This is a genomic window from Rhodothermales bacterium, from assembly GCA_041391505.1.
Taxonomy (GTDB): domain Bacteria; phylum Bacteroidota; class Rhodothermia; order Rhodothermales; family JAHQVL01; genus JAWKNW01.
This window is the reverse complement of the sequence record JAWKNW010000005.1, coordinates 78,766-94,557: the sequence shown is the minus strand read 5'-3', so window position 1 is coordinate 94,557 and position 15,792 is coordinate 78,766. Positions and strand designations below refer to the sequence as shown.

At 63.9% G+C, this 15,792-nt stretch carries 14 protein-coding genes; 7 read left to right on the top strand and 7 right to left on the bottom strand.

Features of this window, described 5'->3' with window-relative positions; translation table 11 throughout:
• Nucleotides 1–17 precede the first annotated feature (17 nt).
• Nucleotides 18–1,193, bottom strand: a complete 1,176-nt coding sequence (gene pdhA, locus R2834_07090; protein ID MEZ4700078.1) for a pyruvate dehydrogenase (acetyl-transferring) E1 component subunit alpha — start codon at nucleotides 1,191–1,193, stop codon at nucleotides 18–20.
• Between the two features lie 444 nt (nucleotides 1,194–1,637).
• Here pdhA and R2834_07085 point away from each other — a divergent pair, with 444 nt between their 5' ends.
• The 4 genes from R2834_07085 (at nucleotide 1,638) to icd (ending at nucleotide 4,766) form a co-directional block, all read left to right on the top strand.
• Nucleotides 1,638–2,198 carry a sigma-70 family RNA polymerase sigma factor gene (locus R2834_07085; GenBank protein MEZ4700077.1) on the top strand — a complete coding sequence of 187 codons (561 nt, stop codon included), beginning with the start codon at nucleotides 1,638–1,640 and terminating at the stop codon, nucleotides 2,196–2,198.
• Between the two features lie 21 nt (nucleotides 2,199–2,219).
• Complete coding sequence (locus R2834_07080; GenBank protein MEZ4700076.1) at nucleotides 2,220–2,513, top strand: zf-HC2 domain-containing protein; 294 nt, start codon at nucleotides 2,220–2,222, stop codon at nucleotides 2,511–2,513.
• A 149-nt stretch (nucleotides 2,514–2,662) separates the two neighbouring features.
• The gene (locus tag R2834_07075) at nucleotides 2,663–3,391 is read left to right on the top strand and encodes a polyprenol monophosphomannose synthase (protein MEZ4700075.1); all 729 of its coding nucleotides are present in this window, start codon (nucleotides 2,663–2,665) and stop codon (nucleotides 3,389–3,391) included.
• A 133-nt stretch (nucleotides 3,392–3,524) separates the two neighbouring features.
• Nucleotides 3,525–4,766, top strand: coding sequence for an NADP-dependent isocitrate dehydrogenase (gene icd / locus R2834_07070; protein MEZ4700074.1), 1,242 nt, complete (start codon nucleotides 3,525–3,527; stop codon nucleotides 4,764–4,766).
• 54 nt (nucleotides 4,767–4,820) lie between these two features.
• Here the strand turns inward: icd and R2834_07065 are convergent, their stop codons facing one another.
• The 3 genes from R2834_07065 to R2834_07055 form a co-directional block, all read right to left on the bottom strand.
• A complete protein-coding gene (locus R2834_07065; GenBank protein ID MEZ4700073.1) occupies nucleotides 4,821–6,110 on the bottom strand; it encodes a glycosyltransferase family 4 protein in 1,290 nt (429 codons plus the stop codon).
• Nucleotides 6,111–6,346: 236 nt separating this feature from the next.
• Nucleotides 6,347–7,501: a DUF3524 domain-containing protein gene (locus tag R2834_07060; protein ID MEZ4700072.1), complete on the bottom strand. Its 1,155-nt coding sequence runs from the start codon at nucleotides 7,499–7,501 to the stop codon at nucleotides 6,347–6,349.
• Nucleotides 7,502–7,643: 142 nt separating this feature from the next.
• Nucleotides 7,644–7,907: a hypothetical protein gene (locus R2834_07055; protein ID MEZ4700071.1), complete on the bottom strand. Its 264-nt coding sequence runs from the start codon at nucleotides 7,905–7,907 to the stop codon at nucleotides 7,644–7,646.
• 74 nt (nucleotides 7,908–7,981) lie between these two features.
• Between R2834_07055 and R2834_07050 the strand changes: the two genes are divergently transcribed.
• A complete protein-coding gene (locus R2834_07050) occupies nucleotides 7,982–8,695 on the top strand; it encodes a phosphoribosyltransferase family protein (GenBank protein ID MEZ4700070.1) in 714 nt (237 codons plus the stop codon).
• Nucleotides 8,696–8,702: 7 nt separating this feature from the next.
• On the opposite strand, the gene ccmA is transcribed toward R2834_07050, so the two are convergent.
• Nucleotides 8,703–9,329 (bottom strand): heme ABC exporter ATP-binding protein CcmA, encoded by a 627-nt coding sequence (ccmA, locus tag R2834_07045; GenBank protein MEZ4700069.1) that lies wholly within the window; start codon nucleotides 9,327–9,329, stop codon nucleotides 8,703–8,705.
• 225 nt (nucleotides 9,330–9,554) lie between these two features.
• Between ccmA and R2834_07040 the strand changes: the two genes are divergently transcribed.
• The gene (locus R2834_07040; GenBank protein ID MEZ4700068.1) at nucleotides 9,555–11,900 is read left to right on the top strand and encodes a DNA polymerase domain-containing protein; all 2,346 of its coding nucleotides are present in this window, start codon (nucleotides 9,555–9,557) and stop codon (nucleotides 11,898–11,900) included.
• Here R2834_07040 and R2834_07035 read toward each other — a convergent pair.
• Together R2834_07035 and R2834_07030 are read right to left on the bottom strand one after the other, a co-directional pair.
• Nucleotides 11,884–14,136, bottom strand: a complete 2,253-nt coding sequence (locus tag R2834_07035) for a response regulator (GenBank protein MEZ4700067.1) — start codon at nucleotides 14,134–14,136, stop codon at nucleotides 11,884–11,886. The genes R2834_07040 and R2834_07035 overlap by 17 nt on opposite strands.
• Before the next feature lie 107 nt (nucleotides 14,137–14,243).
• Nucleotides 14,244–14,636 (bottom strand): hypothetical protein, encoded by a 393-nt coding sequence (locus R2834_07030; GenBank protein MEZ4700066.1) that lies wholly within the window; start codon nucleotides 14,634–14,636, stop codon nucleotides 14,244–14,246.
• Nucleotides 14,637–15,020: 384 nt separating this feature from the next.
• On the opposite strand from R2834_07030, the gene R2834_07025 reads away from it, so the two are divergent.
• Complete coding sequence (locus tag R2834_07025; GenBank protein ID MEZ4700065.1) at nucleotides 15,021–15,785, top strand: CFI-box-CTERM domain-containing protein; 765 nt, start codon at nucleotides 15,021–15,023, stop codon at nucleotides 15,783–15,785.
• The last annotated feature ends 7 nt before the right edge of the window (nucleotides 15,786–15,792 follow it).

Here is a 15,792-nt window from a genome sequence, read left to right as displayed (position 1 = left end):
CGCGTACGCGCCGGGAATCAGGTGGTGAAGGGATAATCCGACTGGGTGTAGATGTCCTGATAGATCGTTTCGAGATCGGGGAACGGACTGTTCTCGGCGAACTCGACCGATGCGAGGACCTGGGCGTTCACTTCTTCATCGATCGTATCGAGCGCGTCGTTGCTCGACAGCTTGTGCTCGATGATGTAGCTCTTCAGCCGGATGATCGGATCCTCATCCTTCTTGGCGTCCATCTCTTCCTTCGTGCGGTACTTCTGCGGATCGCTCATGGAGTGGCCGCGATAGCGGTACGTGCGAATCTCCATGAGGGACGGCTTGCCGGTGCGCGCCAGGGCGATATGCTCCTGCATGGCCTTGTACACGGCGAAGACATCCATGCCGTTGACCAGCGAGCTGGGAATGTTGTAGCTGAGGGCCTGCTTGTAGAGATCCGGCTCGGCAGCCGCCCGGTTCACGGCCGTGCCCATCGCGTAGTGGTTGTTCTCGATGACGAAAATCACGGGCAAGCCGTAGAGGCCGGCCAGGTTGGCCGCCTCGTGGAAGGCCCCCTGGTGCACGGCGCCGTCACCGAAGAAGGTGAGGCATACGGTGTCTTCGCCCTTGTACTTGTTTGCGAAGGCGAGCCCGGTGCCGACCGGAATGTGCGCGCCGACGATGCCGTGGCCGCCCATCATTTTCAGCTCGGCGCTGAAGTAGTGCATCGAGCCGCCCTTGCCACGCGAGCATCCGCCGATTTTACCAAAGAGTTCGGCCATGCAGGCGTCGGGATCCATGCCCAGCGCCAGACCCAGCCCGTGATCCCGGTAGGCGGTGATCACCTGGTCCTCGCCGATGCGCATGGCGTACGCGGTGCCGGTCGCGATGGCTTCCTGCCCGATGTAAAGATGGAGAAAGCCCCCGATCTTCTGTTTGCCGTACATCTGGGCGGCCCGCTCCTCGAAACGACGCTGGAGCAGCATATTCCGGTACATGTCGATCACCTGCTGCGTGCTCAGCCCCAGCTCCTTGTGCGTGTAGACGCCGGGCTGGTAGGTGTTGAACGAGATGTGCATGTCCGGCGCGTCGGCGAAATCCACGCTGTAGCCGTTCACTTTTGCAGCCGGGGCGCTCGTTTTTTTCCGCGCGGGCGTCCGCTTTCCATTAGAGCGGGAGCCGGTCTGCTTGGTCGTCTTTTTATCGCTATCGCTTGCCATATCTACTCATCTAGTGGTTGAACGGTCAGCCCGGTGGGCGTACAGCGGCCTTTTTCGGTTGCGCTTAAACAGGAGAACGTACTTCTTTCGTCACGCTGCGGCGGGCGCAAAAAAAGCAAAGCATGATAATTTAGGCAATGAGCAGCTAAAATTCTGCCGAGTGCTTGCAGAACTTCTTGAGTTACGCGTGAAGTCTTGCGTATCCTCCGTGCCCCGACGCATCCTGCGGCACGATGGGCCGTTGGAGCGCGTCTGAAAAGGGTGCCTTGTACGCCCGCTCACGTCGTTTTGATGTCCGCGAATCGACCGGGCGGGGCTGTTCCACAGCTTATTCACGCTTCTTACACAATTCGGCGCCCGGGTGGTCCTGTAACGGGATGCCGGCCCGGCACACGAAGAGCTATGACGCCAGCCACACCCTCGGGAGCATCCTCCGAGTCGTCCATGGACATAGAAGCCATCCTGCGGGGGGATCCGCAGGCTTTCGAGCTGCTCGTGCAGACCGAAAGCCCGCGCCTTTTCCGCATGATCCAGCGGATCGTCCAGGATGAGGACGAGGCCGGCAGCATCATGCAGGAAACGTTTCTGCAGGCGTACAAGCGGCTGTCTTCGTTCCGCCGGGAAGCCAAATTCACGACCTGGCTTTATGCCATCGGGTTAAATTTGGCCCGGGCGTCCTTACGGAAACGCCGGCGGTACGATACATTGGAAGAGGACAAGATGGATCGGCTCCAGCCGACCTTCGAGTCCGGGATGCACACGGAAAAGTATGACTTCTGGAATCCCCAACGGATTGCCGAACAACGCGAACGAAAGGAGCTGGTGCACAACGCCATCGCGGAACTCCCCCCCGACTACAGGCTCGTCATCACCCTTCGTGATATAGAAGAAATGTCCACGGCGGAAGTCGCCCAGGTCCTCGAGATCAGCGAAGGCGCGGTACGGGTTCGCCTGCACCGCGCCCGGCTCGCCCTGCGCACGCTGCTCGACCGCTATTTCCATTAGTCTCTGTCCCCGAGTGCCCACATGACCTTGTTCGAAAAGATCCGCAGTCTCTTCTCGCCCGGGCTCAGCTGCGAGCAGGCGAGTGCGTTTATCCTCGACTATGTCGAGGGGCGCATGGACTCCGGGCTCCGCGCCCGGTTCGAGGCCCATCTGGACATGTGCCCGAGCTGCGCGCCCTTCCTGGATCAGTACCGCCAGACCATCACGCTCGTCCACGACGACGGCCAGATCGAAGTCCCCACAGGCCTCATCGAGCATACCCTGCACTTCCTCCGCGAACAGCGGGCGCCCGGCGCCGAAGGCGCGACCACCTGACCCGTTGCGGTTCGTCATCCCTGCTTGTTATATTCCCGCCGGACTACCCACCGTCCGCCTGCGTCGCCGCATCCGCCCGACGCCGTGATCGCGCTCCCCGCTGCCACCATGCCGCCGCTCCCCTTTCTCCCAATGGTCCACGTTAGGATATGCCCGGACGTTCTGTGGTCCTCATTCCGACGTATAACGAGGCGTCCAATATAGCCGGCGTGCTCGACCGCATTCTCGCGCTGCCTGACCCCGTTTCGATCCTCATCATCGACGACGGGTCTCCGGACGGGACGGCGGACATCGTACGATCCTACCAGGCCCGATTCCCCGATCGCATCGGGCTCATCGAACGCACCGGCAAACTCGGGCTCGGAACGGCCTACATCGCGGGCTTTCGGCACGCGCTCGAACAGGGCTTCTCCTGTATCTGCGAGATGGACGCCGATCTTTCGCACAACCCGGACGACCTGCTGGCGCTCATACGCCCCGTTTGCGACGGCGAGGCCGACCTGACCATCGGGTCGCGGTACATTGAAGGCGTGCGCGTCATCAACTGGCCGCTGAGCCGGCTCATCCTGTCCTACGGCGCCGGCATCTACACCCGGATGATCACCCGCCTGCCGGTCCAGGATGTCACCGCCGGCTTCAAGTGTTACCACCGGCGCGTCCTCGAGGCGATCGACCTCGACGCCGTCCGCTCGAACGGCTACTCGTTCCAGGTGGAAATGAAATACCGCGCCTGGCGCAAGGGCTTCCGGCTGCGGGAGGTGCCGATCATCTTTACGGAACGGACGGAAGGTCAATCGAAGATGAGCCGCAAGATCGTGTGGGAAGCCATGCGCAAGGTCTGGGAACTGCGGCTCCGCGATCTATTCCGCCGTCTTTGAACGCAATTCTTGAACGACGGACAACTTTCAGGGGGCGGATGCATTAATTTGCGGCCTTGCTGCCCCGCGTCTGGCCAAGCATTTCGCCGGCGCAGCATGTTCCCGTTTGTGCCACCGAGAAGTCCGTAGCGAAATGTCAACCTATAAACACCTCAAGGCGCCCGCTCAGGGAGAGGCCATCACCAAAACCGGCGACAAGCTCAACGTGCCGGATCATCCGATCATTCCGTTTATCGAAGGCGATGGCACGGGTCCCGACATCTGGCGCGCCTCGCAGGTCGTTTTCGACGCGGCGGTCAAGAAGGCGTACGGCACGAAGCGGAAGATCGAATGGTTCGAGGTCTATGCCGGCGAGAAGGCGTTCGCTACGTTCAACGACTGGCTGCCCCAGGATACCCTCGACGCGATCGAGCATTACATGGTCGCCATCAAGGGGCCGCTCACGACGCCCGTCGGCGGGGGCATGCGCTCACTCAACGTGGCGCTCCGCCAGAAGCTGGATCTCTTCGCCTGCGTGCGGCCCGTCCAGTATTTCACGGGCGTCCCCTCCCCGGTGCGCCAGCCCGAACTCGTGGACATGATCATCTTCCGCGAAAACACGGAAGACATCTACGCCGGCATCGAATACAAAAACGGCACGCCGGAGAACACGCGCCTGATCGACTTCCTGCAGAAGGAGCTTGGCGTCACCTCGATCCGCTTTCCCGCCACGAGCGGCATCGGCATCAAGCCGATTTCCGCCGAGGGCTCGAAACGGCTTATCCGCGCGGCCATCCGCTACGCGATCGACGAAAAGCTGCCCAGCGTGACGCTCGTCCACAAGGGCAACATCATGAAGTACACCGAGGGCGGCTTCCGCGACTGGGGCTACGAGCTGGCGAAGGAAGAATTCGGCGCGACAGAGCTGGATGGCGGCCCCTGGTGCAAACTGCCGAACGGCCTCATCATCAAGGACGTGATCGCGGACGCCTTCCTGCAGCAGATTCTCACCCGGCCGGCTGAATATTCGGTCATCGCCACGATGAACCTGAACGGCGACTACATCTCGGACGCCCTCGCCGCGCAGGTTGGCGGCATCGGCATCGCTCCGGGCGCCAACATCAACTACGACACGGGCATGGCCATCTTCGAGGCGACGCACGGCACGGCGCCGAAGTACGCCAATCAGGACAAGGTCAACCCGGGCTCGGTCATCCTCTCCGGCGAGATGATGTTCCGCTACATGGGCTGGCGCGAAGCGGCCGACCTCATCATCGCGTCCCTCGAAAAAACGATCGCCCAGAAACGGGTGACGTACGATTTCGAGCGGCTGATGGAGAAGGCGACGCTGCTCAAGACGAGCGAATTTGCCCAGGCGATGGTCGAAAACATGTAATCGATCCGGGCGCGAAGCGTCGACGGCGGTCCGCTCCGGCGGGCCGCCGTTTTTTTATGCCGGCCGGGTCGAGTGGTCGGCTTCCAGGACGGGGGCGGCACCGGGCGCCGGCTTCCTGATGCCGAACGGCGCGCCGAACAGCCGGTCGTAGGCCCCGATCAAGCGGGGGGCCGAGAAATCCCAGGCCAGTTCGCTCCGGACGCGCGCCAGGCCGGCGTCGCCCATGCGTTGCCGCGCCTCCGGGTCGTCCATCAGCCGCTCGATCGCCTCGGCGAACAACGCGATGTCGTTGTTCGGCACAAACAGCGCCGAATCCGGCGCGGTGAAGCGATGTTCGGGCAGGTCGAACGCGACGATGGGTTTGCCGAACGCCATGTATTCGGACATCTTGATCATCGTGCAATGGTCGTTGCACGGGTTGGAGGGGTCGGGGTCCAGCCCGATGTCCATCGTCGTGAGATAGCGACCGAGGGTAGGTTTTTCGACCCATCCCGCGAACTGGATGTGCGACGCCACCGCGAGTTCGTCGGCGAGGGCGCGCACGCGCGGCAGGTCGTCGCCTTCGCCCATGACGATGCAGAGGAAGTCGTCGCGCCGGCGCGCATGCAGAAGGTGGGCGAGCGCGCGGACCAGGTAGTCCAGGCCGTCCTGGATGCCGATCACGCCGGCATACCCCAGGATCGTCTTGCCCGAGTCCTTCAGCGCATCGAACGGCTCGTACGCGCCGATGTCTTTGAGCAAGGGGCCGTTCCGGACGATCGTGACGTCCGATTCCGCCCGGCGCCCGCGTTCCATCGCGAGGCGTTTGAAGGACTGGTTCGTCGCGATGACATGGTTGGCCGATGCATAGGTGCATCGTTCGAGGAAGCGCAAGGCGCCGTAGATGAAGCGGCTGCCTTCGCCGCCGGTCCGCGCCATGTAGAGTTCCGGCGACACATCGTGGTGATCGAACACGAAGGGCTTGCCGAAGAGCCGGTAGAACAGGCCGATCACGAACAGGGTGTCCGGCGGGTTGTGGGCATGGACCGCATCGAACCCCTCGCGCCGCCAGACGCGGAGCGAGACCCAGAACGCGGCGACCGTTGAATACAGAAATTCCCACGCAAAACCGATCACGCTCTTGTTCTCGGGCGGGGGCGGGTAGCGATACACCGAGACGCCGGCGACGCGGTCTTCCGGCGGCTCGCCATCGCCCCGGGGCGCGATCACGGTGACATGGTATCCGGCCTCTACGAGCGCCACCGCTTCTCTCCTCACCCGCGTATCGCCAGGATAGGGGTTGTTTTCGAGCAACATGAGGATGCGCGGGGCGCGGGCCTTCCCGTTACGGACAGATGCTGGCATCAACAGATAAAAAATGCGACGCTGCCGGCCGGTCGACGCGTCCGTGGGGCGGCAGGGCGTCTGGCGGGCAGGCCATCAGAACGATCGAGAAACGATGCAAGGGGTGACGGGAGCCGGCGCTGACAAGTGGGTCGACGGGTTTGTACGACGGCTCTTGCAGTACGTCGTTGCAGGCGGAACGGGCTACGGGTTCCTCGGAAGATTTTCGGGGCGAGCGGGATCCGGAGGCGCGGGCGTCACGCCGGCGAGGCGGTTTCTTCCAGCAGGGCATCGAAGACGCGGGCGTGCACCCGCCAGTCGAGCCGCTCGGGGATCTCATGGAGCGTCTCCGGAGGAAGGGGGCGCTCCTCTCCCTTGAGGATGCTCATCATGATGCGGAAGAGGTGCTCCTCGTCCTGATACAGCGTCGGCGCGTGCAGGAGGGGCTTGTGCAGGCTTGCCGGGATGAGTTCGGGGTAGCTGAGGCGGTTGGGCAGGAGCGGATGGCAGCCGCAATAGATGGCCTCCTGGATCGCGATCCCGAAGAACTCGTGCACGGCGGTCGACACGATGATGTCGGCGCGGTGGAGGAGCGTGCTGTACTCGGCGAAGTCCTCGGCGTACCCGTAGTGCAGGATCCGGTCCGCGTAGCGCTCGAACGCCTTTTCGAACTCGTAGGGCTGCTCTTCGAAGTGCTCGCCGGCGAGAATCAGCCGGAAGCGGCAATCGACGTCGTCCAGCCGGTTCATCAGCCGGAAGAAGGCTTCGGGGTTTTTATCGTATTCCCACCGCTGATTCCACAGCACCACGGGCACGTGTGCCTGGGCGCGACCGCGCGGCGTGAGGTGCCGGCGGTACGGATCGTGCGCCCGCAGGTCCATCCCCAGGTGGATGACGCTGCATTTGCGGCGGATTTCCTTGACCCCGTTGAGGTGGTTGTAGTCCGGGAACGCGCGCAGCAGGACCGGGAGGGCCTCCATGAACTCGTCGTGGTGAAACTGGGAGTTGAAGACGACGCGGTCCGCCGCGAGGCAGGACATGTAATTGATGTAGGCGTAGGTGTTGTCGCGTTCCTCGCCGGGCCGCAGCGGGTAGGTGAGCTGGTTCTCGTGCATGTACATGACGACCGGCACATCGCCCAGGTGGGGGCGCATCAGGGCGAGGAAGGCCGGCACGTTCAGCATGTCCGTCGCGAAGATGACATCCGGCTTGTAGCCCTTCTCGATCGCCAGGCGGGCCTTGCGCGCCATGGTGACGGCGCCGCCGTGCATGCGCCACTTCCAGAATCGGCCGGACATGGTGAGCGACTGGAAGTCGTGCCGGCTGTGCCGGATCAGGCCGTCCAGAAAATTGCGGTGGGATCCGCTGTACCACGGCTCGATCGCCAGCACATTGAGGGGCGTTTCACTCATACGTCTTGAAACGGCGGGAGCGCCGGGTTGCGCAACTGGGGTGGTCGCCAGGCAGGATTTCCATCGATCCGGCAGGGATCCGAGCAGCCCCTGGCAGGGCGGGCGGTACGCCGGAGCGGCGTATTACGTCTAGATAGGAAAGTCAGGAATCTTCACCCTGGGCTTCCTGGGCGGTTTCTATTTCGCGGATGAGGGCCTCTTCCTCTTCGATCGTCGTCGGGCGTACGATGCTGACGGCGCGCACCTGCAGTTTTTCACGCAGATCGCCGTCGCGCACCTCTTCCGCTGTCACGGCTTTCTCTTCGCCAGGATTGAGCCGCAGCGGTCGGGTTTTCATGGCGATATCAACAGGACGCGTATTCGTGTTCTTGATCACCATCCCCCGGCGCTGCTTGGAGATTGACATATCGTACACCTGATTGATGTGGTCTTCGCTATATGAGGCGGTACAGTATACGACTTTCCAACGGGTTTAGGGCGATGCGCGCCGGCGCTCTACATCCTTTTCACATAGCGGCGGGCCGCGCCCTGGTCGACCTCCTGCTACCCGTCTTCTGCGTCGCGTGCGGCCGCGCTGCCCGTACCGGCGCGCTGCCGCTCTGCGCCGGCTGCGCCCGAAGCATGCCCCGCGCCGACCTCGAGGCGGTGCGCGAGCAGCTCGCCCTGTTGCCGGAGCGCGCGGGGCGGCCGGATACCGCGTTCGCCATGTGGTCTTTCGTGCAGGACGGCCCCCTCCAGCACCTGCAGCACGCGCTCAAATACGGCAACCGGCCCGTCTACGGGCGGGCGCTCGGGGGCCTGATGGGTCCGTCCCTGCGCGACCACCTCGCTTCCGCATCGCTCGACGGCGTCGTCCCGATCCCGCTGCACCGCGCCCGGTTGATCGAGCGGGGCTACAACCAGAGCCACTACCTGGCGCAGGGCATCGCCGACGCCCTGGGCCTCCCTCCCCCGATGCGCGACCTGCGGCGCGCGCGCGCCACGCGGACGCAGACGCGACTCGGCCTGACGGCGCGATGGGAAAACGTGGCCGATGCCTTCGTGGCCGGAAACGGCGTCGCCGGCCGGCGCGTGCTCGTGGTCGACGACGTGCTCACGACCGGCGCCACCGCGTGCGCCGCGGCGCTGGCGCTGCGCGAAGCCGGCGCGGAGGCCGTCCACCTTGCGACGCTGGCCTACGCAGCGCGGGGATGAGGCCGTGTCACGGTACGGCGACGGGCAGCTCGCGGGCGCACCAGCGGGCTTCGTCGGCGTTGTTGGTCGCAACGATCAGCAAGCCGCCCCGGTCGAGGTGCTGCTGCATGACGTCGCGGACCATCCCCACCCCGCGGGCGTCGAGGTTGGTCGTCGGCTCATCGAGCAGCAATAACGGCGGATAGGCCAGCAGGGCAGCGGCGTATTTTACGCGTACCTTCATACCCGAGGAGTACGTGGCCACGCGGTCATCGGCCCGGTCGGCGAGCTGCACCTGCTCCAGCACGGCGCCGATGCGCGCCGCCCTGTCCGGCATCCGGCGGGCCGAGGCGATGAAATCGAGATTTTCGCGGGCGGAGAAGCCGTCGTACACGTTGAGGTACGGGGCCACGAAACCCGTTCGCAAGGGATGCCGCTCCTGATCGACCGCCTGCCCGTCGATTTCCAGCCGCACCTCCCCTTCCGTGGGCTGCAGCAGCCGGGCCAGGATGCGAAGGAGCGTCGACTTGCCCGAGCCGTTGGGGCCCGTCACCGCGAGCGACTCGCCGGCGCTCAGCTCGAATGCGACGTTGCGGAACAGCCAGCGGCGTCCAAATCGCCGGCCCACGCGCTCGGTGGTCAGTCGGGTTATCATGGGAAGTGGGATGCGGGATGTGGGATGTGGGATGCGGGATACGGGATGCAGGATACGGGATGCAGGATACGGGGTGGAACTCCGCCGGGGGGGCGGGATTACGGATAATACGAATTCCTGCCCTCTCTTCGCTGCAAAGCCTGGATGAAGGATACCCGCTGCCACGAGGCTGTCACCCCCGTGGCGTATGCTGCCGGACCGCTTACCCTATAACGCCGTACCCGCATGACCGCAGCATCCGACGCCGCCCTGTTCGGCGCCGATCCTACCCCCCGCATCGTGGCGATCCATCCGATCGGCCTGGACCAGAACACGCCGGCCCGCGTCGTCCTCTACATCCGGTCCGAGGACGGCGCGCGCATCGACACCGAGGAAGCTCCCCTCTATCCGTTTTTCTTTCTGTCCGACGAGGCGCTGCTTCGCGGCTTTCCCGAAAACCGGTACCGGAGCCAGACGCTCGAAGGCCCCAACCACTACCGGCATCTCGTGGTCGTCCAGTCCTGGAGCGCCTACTGGGACGCGATCCGCCACATCGAACGCCAGGCGCCGGGGCCCGCCGGCCGCTCGGACATCCTCTATCTGGTGCCGAATCCCGCCCAGCAGTACCTCATCCAGACCGGGAGGACGCTGTTCAAGGGGATGGGCTTCGACGACGTGCACCGGCTTCAGCTGGACATCGAGGTATACGCCTCCCGCGGCTTTCCCCAGGCGACGCGTGCCGAGGACGAGATCATCCTCATCGCGCTGTCCGACAACCGGGGATGGCGGCACATGATCGACCGCCGCGCGATGAGCGAAAAGGACATGCTCGCCCGGCTCGTGGCCCTGATCCAGGAGCGCGACCCCGACGTGATCGAGGGGCACAACATCTTCGCGTTCGACTTCGCCTACCTCATGCAGCGGTGCGCGATGCATCGGGTGCCGCTGGCCATCGGCCGGGACGGCCGGCCGCCGCGGGTCTTCCCGTCGAGCATCCGGTTCGCCGAGCGGGCCATCGACTTCCCGGCGCTCGATATCGCCGGCCGGCATGTCGTCGACACCTATTTCCAGGTCATGGCCTTCGACGTCTTCAAGCGCGATCTGCCGGGGTACGGACTCAAGGTCGCGGCGCGTTACTTCGGCCTCGCGGCGCCGGAGCGGACGTACATCGCCGGCGACGACATCAGCCGTATCTGGCACGAACAGCCCGATTTGCTCGTGGAATACGCGTACGACGATGTGATCGAGACCGAGCGTCTGGCCCGGCATCTCTCCGGCTCCACGTTTTACCTGAGCCAGATCGTGCCGATGCCCTACGGCCAGATCGCCCGCACCGGGCCGGCGGCCAAGATCGAGGCGCTCTTCATCCGGGAGTACCTGCGTCACAAGCACGCCATCCCGCGAAGCCAGATGGGCACCCAGACCCTCGGGGGCTACACGGATGTGTTTTTCACGGGCATCGCCGGCCCGATCGTGTATGCCGACGTCGAGAGCCTGTATCCCTCCATCATGCTCAACTACGACGTCCGGCCCCGGCAGGACACCCTGCGGGTCTTCCCCGAACTGCTCCGCCGGCTGACCGAGCTGCGTCTGGACACCAAGCGGAGCATGAGGGAGGCGGCGTCGGAGGAAACCCGGAGCGAGCTGGACGCCCGCCAGAACTCGTTCAAGATCCTGATCAACTCGTTCTACGGCAACCTGGGGTTCAGCCTCGCCGCCTTCAACGATTTCGAGGAGGCGGATCGCGTCGCCCGGATCGGGCAGGAGCTGCTGCGGAAGATCATCGCCGCGATCCGCGCGGCGGGGGGCCGGGTGATCGAGGTGGACACCGACGGCGTGCTTTTCGTCCCGCCCGCCGGCGTGGACACCGAAGCCGGGGAACGGGCCCTGGTGGACCGCCTGAGCGCCGGCATGCCGGACGGGATCCGCATCGGCTACGACGGACGATTCCAGAAAATGCTGTCGTACAAGAAGAAAAACTACGCCCTGCTGACCTACGACGACCACCTCAAGTTCAAGGGCTCGTCCCTCGTTTCGCGCTCCAGCGAGCGCTTCGGCCGGCGTTTCGTGCGCGAGGCGATCCGCCTGCTGATGGACGAAGACATCCAGGGCCTGCACGACCTCTACCTGGCTACGCGCGACCGCATCCTCGCGCACGACTGGGACGATGCGGACAGTTTTTCGCGGACCGAAACCCTGAAGGACCAGGTCGACCGCTATCTGGCCGATGTGCGTGCCGGCAAACGGACGCGCGCGGCCGCCTACGAGTTGGCCATTCGCCGCGCCGACGAAACCGGGCAACCGGTTCGCAAGGGGGATCGCATCACCTACTACATCGCCGGCTCCGCCTCCCAGGTCACCTCGTTCGAGGAGGCGCGACTGGCCGAGTTGTGGGACCCCGCGGCGCCCGACGAAAACACCGGCTTTTACCTCAAGCGGCTCGACGAATTCGCCCGGAAGTTCGAGCCCTTCTTCGCCGACCACGATTTCCGGCTGATCTTCTCGCCCGAGGATCTATTCGGCTTCGATCCATCGCCCATCCGCATCCTCTCGACGGAGACCGACCCCGCGCCGATCAGTCCGGATGCATGACCGTTTCGACGGGCACCCAGAGGCTGAGGGCTTTCCGGAGCGTCTCGCTCTTGACCGGCTTGGAGACAAAATCGTCCATGCCGGCTTCCAGGCAGGCGTTCTGGTCCTCGGACATCGCGTTGGCGGTCATGGCGATGATCACCGGCTGGCGCTCCGCGTCATACCGTTCCCGTATCGCGCGGGTCGCCTCGATGCCGTCCATCTCCGGCATCATCATATCCATCAGCACGACGTCGTAGGGAATGCGATCGAGGGCGTCCAGCACCTCGAAGCCGTTGGCTGCCACATCGACCCGAAAGCCCATATTCTCGAGCATCTTGGTGGCGACCTTTTGGTTGATCACATTGTCCTCCGCCAGCAGCACGCGCGTGCCGGTCTGCTGGATCACGGTCCGGGGCCGCAGGGCCGCCGGCGTCTCGGGCGGCTGTTCGTCGATCGGGAGGTGCAGCGCGCCCGAAATCGTGCGTCGGAGCTGCTCCGACTTCACCGGTTTCGACAGCCACGCGTGGATCACCGATCGGTCCTTCATCATGTTCTGTCCGATCGAGCTGAGCAGCACGACGGGCATCGCGACGAGGCGCTCGTTGGCCGCCATTTCCCGGGCCAGGGTAACGCCATCCATCTGCGGCATCTGCATATCAAACAGCCCCAGATCGAAGCTCGCGCCGCCCTCGATCAGCGCGAGGGCCTCCTCGGCCGACTCGGCGGTTTCGGGCAGCATGCCCCAGGCCTGGGTCTGCAGCGACAGGATGCGCCGATTCGTGGCGTTGTCGTCGACGATCAGGACGCGTTTTCCTTCCAGCTGGCGCGATTCGGAGGTCGGGGTGTGTTCGGCCGCGGCCACGAACGTGCACGTGAAGGTAGAGCCGGCGCCCTCCGTACTCTGCACCGACAGCCCGCCCCCCAGCAGTTCGCTGAGCTGATAGCTGATGGCCAGGCCGAGCCCCGTGCCGCCGTATTTCCGGGTCGTCGAGGCGTCGACCTGGCTGAACGACTCGAACAGGCTATCGAGGCGGTCGGCCGGAATGCCGATGCCGGTATCGCGGACCTGGATCGCGATTCGATACTGGGCTTGCTGCAGCTTTTCCGCCGTGACGTGGACCGAGATTTCGCCTGCCGGCGTGAACTTGACCGCGTTGGACAACAGGTTGACGACGATCTGCCGGATGCGCGTGACGTCGCTGACGATGGTGCCGGGTACGTCATGCTCGACGTAGAGCAGCAATTCGAGTCCTTTGGCGCTCGCGGCCGGCACGAGCAGGTCCAGGGCATCCTCCAGACACGCGCGCAACTCGAACGGGTGGCGCTCCATGACCAGCTTTCGCGCCTCGATTTTCGAGAAGTCCAGGATGTCGTTGATGATGGTGAGCAGCGACTCGCCGCTCGACCGGATGACATTCACAAAATCCTGTTGTTCGAGCGAGAGCGTCGTCTCCAGCAGCAGCGACGTCATCCCGATCACGCCGTTCATGGGCGTGCGGATTTCGTGGCTCATGTTGGCCAGGAACTCACTCTTCGCGCGCGCGGCGGCGTCGGCGTCGTCCTTGGCCTTGCGGAGCGCCTCTTCCACGGCGAGCCGGCCGGAGATATCGGCAAAGGCCGAGATGGCGTATTCGATCTCCCCGTCGCCATTGTACACCGGAGCGCCCCACGACTGAAGGGGGATGCGCGTCGCATTCTGCAAGAGGTCGATATCGTCCACCATCGCCGATTCCCCGTTGAGCGCGCGCATGATCGGCAGCCGCTCGATTGGGTAGGTCTGATCGGAATCCCGCATGAAGACCTTGAACTGCCCGGTCAACGCTTCGAGCGTGAACTCTTCCCGGGCCAGCCCGCACAGCTCTTTCGCCATCTTGTTGACGTAGTGCGTGCTCCCGTTCCGATCCACCACCATGACCCCGACGGGCACCGCCTCGAGCAACTGCGCAAGGAGCCGCTGGCTGTCGCGGAGCGCGGCCTCGGCCACTTCCCTTCGCTCGATTTCCTCGCGGAGGTCCACGAGCATCTCGGCCTGGTGATCGCGCTCTTTTCGAAGTTTGGCATTCACGGCCAGCAGTTCGTTGGAGCTCAGGTCCATGGCCCGTTCGAGCAGCTGGCGGTCGCGCTGAAACCGGCCGTACGATTCGCTTACCGCGCGCAGGAGCAGGGCGACTTCCTCGGGCAGGTCCGCGGCATCACCCAGATGTTGGCGTACCTGTTTTTCGAGTAATGGATTGAGCGCGTTCGTTGCCGGCATGGCTGCCATGGGGTAGAATTCTTGCCCTGGCGATGCCGATCAGACTCGATCTGCCGGCCGGCACGCCACGGCGGTAAGGAAATCGCGGCGGTTCGATCCTGCACGCTTCACGCAGGCTGCGCCACCTGCTCACGAAGCCAGCTCAGCGCTTCGTCGCGATCGTGAAAAAGTTGAACCGGGGTCGTTACGTCCACAGGGATGGACATCAGGTATTTCGCCGGCACCGAGTTGAACCAGCCCGTCAGCAACACGGCCATCGCCTTGAACATGCCGAGCGTCGCCAGCATGTGCTTCGCCTCTTCGTCGTGCGTGTAGGGGTTCTTTTTGTTCACCAGGATCCCTACTTCCGACCCGCTGATGGTTTTCAGCACCCCCTCGCATTCGTTCACCATATTCCCGTCCATCATCACATCGCCATTGACGACGACTTCCACGATCCCTGGCTCCAGGCACTCGATGGTGCCGAATGTCATTTCATAACGCGTTGGGGTATCTTGCATGGCCTTGGTGGAGAATTTTCCGGGTGAAACCGCATTTCATGTCCTTCTGTATCGGCGATTCTGGCGACTTATTAATCGAACTTTCGCACCGGGGGGGATGGGGGATGCGGGATGCGGGGATGATGGTTCTAGATGCGAGATGCAGGATGCGAGATGCAGGATGCAGGATGTTAGGATGCTGGGATGCGGGGATGATGTCCAGTAAAAAAATCCTGCATCCTGCATCCTGCATCTAAACCTAGCATCTCGACCCAGCATCATGCGCCAGCATCCCACCCAGCCTCTCGCGCCAGCATCTCGTCCCTTCATCCCATTTACAGGTTCGCCGGCCTGCTGTATCTTGGCCACGCGCCAGCATCACCGAACGGACAGCCAACCAGCTTCGTGGAACCGACCAGACCGCCCAAAAACGATCCCCCGCCGAAAAACACCGACGCCCTGTCCGATCAGACCAAAAGGCAGATCGAGGGGCTGAAGGCCGCGGTAAACAGCGAGTCGGACGACGAGCCCGACGAGGACGAGGAGGAGGAATCTCCCCAGCGCCGGCCCCGGGGGTTTTTGTTTGGCGGCCGGCGGCGTGAGGAGAAGAAGGAGCCGGAGACCTACAACGAGTTCTGGTACAAGGAGCCGAATATCCAGATCAAGGTCCCGAAGCCCGACGCCGAGCTGGAGGTCCTGCTGGACGCGCTCCAGGCGAGCCGGGAGCAGCTCGAAACGCTGAAGCGGTCGTACTGCCGGTCGAAGCAGCGCCGCTATAAGGACATCAGCGACGCCTACTACCACGAAATCAAGCGCATCGTGAACGCCGTGGAGGCGCTCAAGGACGTGCTGGCATCGCGCGGCGACGAGTATCGCGTGTATTTCACCGACCGGGAGCATCCGGACATCGCCTGCAAGCGCATCATCGTCGACTGCTTCGTCGCGTCTTCCCTGTACGGATGCGACGCCTGCGAGACCGATCGGCTGCGGTATTTCCGCGACGTATATCTGGCCCGCAACGCCTTCGGCCGGCGTTTCATCCGGTTCTACTATAGCACGCTGGGCCCCCGCGGCGCCGCCTTGCTGAACGACCGCCCCACCCTGACGCGCTGGACGCGCACCCTGCTCGATCCGATCGTGCGCCGACTGCCCCACCCTCCCGCCTCCTGACCCCGCA

What these genes read in the sequence shown, in the direction of transcription:
- pdhA (MEZ4700078.1), bottom strand. Translation starts at nt 1,193, where the DNA reads ATGGCAAGCGATAGCGATAAAAAGACGACCAAGCAGACCGGCTCCCGC.
- R2834_07085 (MEZ4700077.1), top strand. Translation starts at nt 1,638, where the DNA reads ATGGACATAGAAGCCATCCTGCGGGGGGATCCGCAGGCTTTCGAGCTG.
- R2834_07080 (MEZ4700076.1), top strand. Translation starts at nt 2,220, where the DNA reads ATGACCTTGTTCGAAAAGATCCGCAGTCTCTTCTCGCCCGGGCTCAGC.
- R2834_07075 (MEZ4700075.1), top strand. Translation starts at nt 2,663, where the DNA reads ATGCCCGGACGTTCTGTGGTCCTCATTCCGACGTATAACGAGGCGTCC.
- icd (MEZ4700074.1), top strand. Translation starts at nt 3,525, where the DNA reads ATGTCAACCTATAAACACCTCAAGGCGCCCGCTCAGGGAGAGGCCATC.
- R2834_07065 (MEZ4700073.1), bottom strand. Translation starts at nt 6,110, where the DNA reads ATGCCAGCATCTGTCCGTAACGGGAAGGCCCGCGCCCCGCGCATCCTC.
- R2834_07060 (MEZ4700072.1), bottom strand. Translation starts at nt 7,501, where the DNA reads ATGAGTGAAACGCCCCTCAATGTGCTGGCGATCGAGCCGTGGTACAGC.
- R2834_07055 (MEZ4700071.1), bottom strand. Translation starts at nt 7,907, where the DNA reads ATGTCAATCTCCAAGCAGCGCCGGGGGATGGTGATCAAGAACACGAAT.
- R2834_07050 (MEZ4700070.1), top strand. Translation starts at nt 7,982, where the DNA reads ATGCGCGCCGGCGCTCTACATCCTTTTCACATAGCGGCGGGCCGCGCC.
- ccmA (MEZ4700069.1), bottom strand. Translation starts at nt 9,329, where the DNA reads ATGATAACCCGACTGACCACCGAGCGCGTGGGCCGGCGATTTGGACGC.
- R2834_07040 (MEZ4700068.1), top strand. Translation starts at nt 9,555, where the DNA reads ATGACCGCAGCATCCGACGCCGCCCTGTTCGGCGCCGATCCTACCCCC.
- R2834_07035 (MEZ4700067.1), bottom strand. Translation starts at nt 14,136, where the DNA reads ATGCCGGCAACGAACGCGCTCAATCCATTACTCGAAAAACAGGTACGC.
- R2834_07030 (MEZ4700066.1), bottom strand. Translation starts at nt 14,636, where the DNA reads ATGCAAGATACCCCAACGCGTTATGAAATGACATTCGGCACCATCGAG.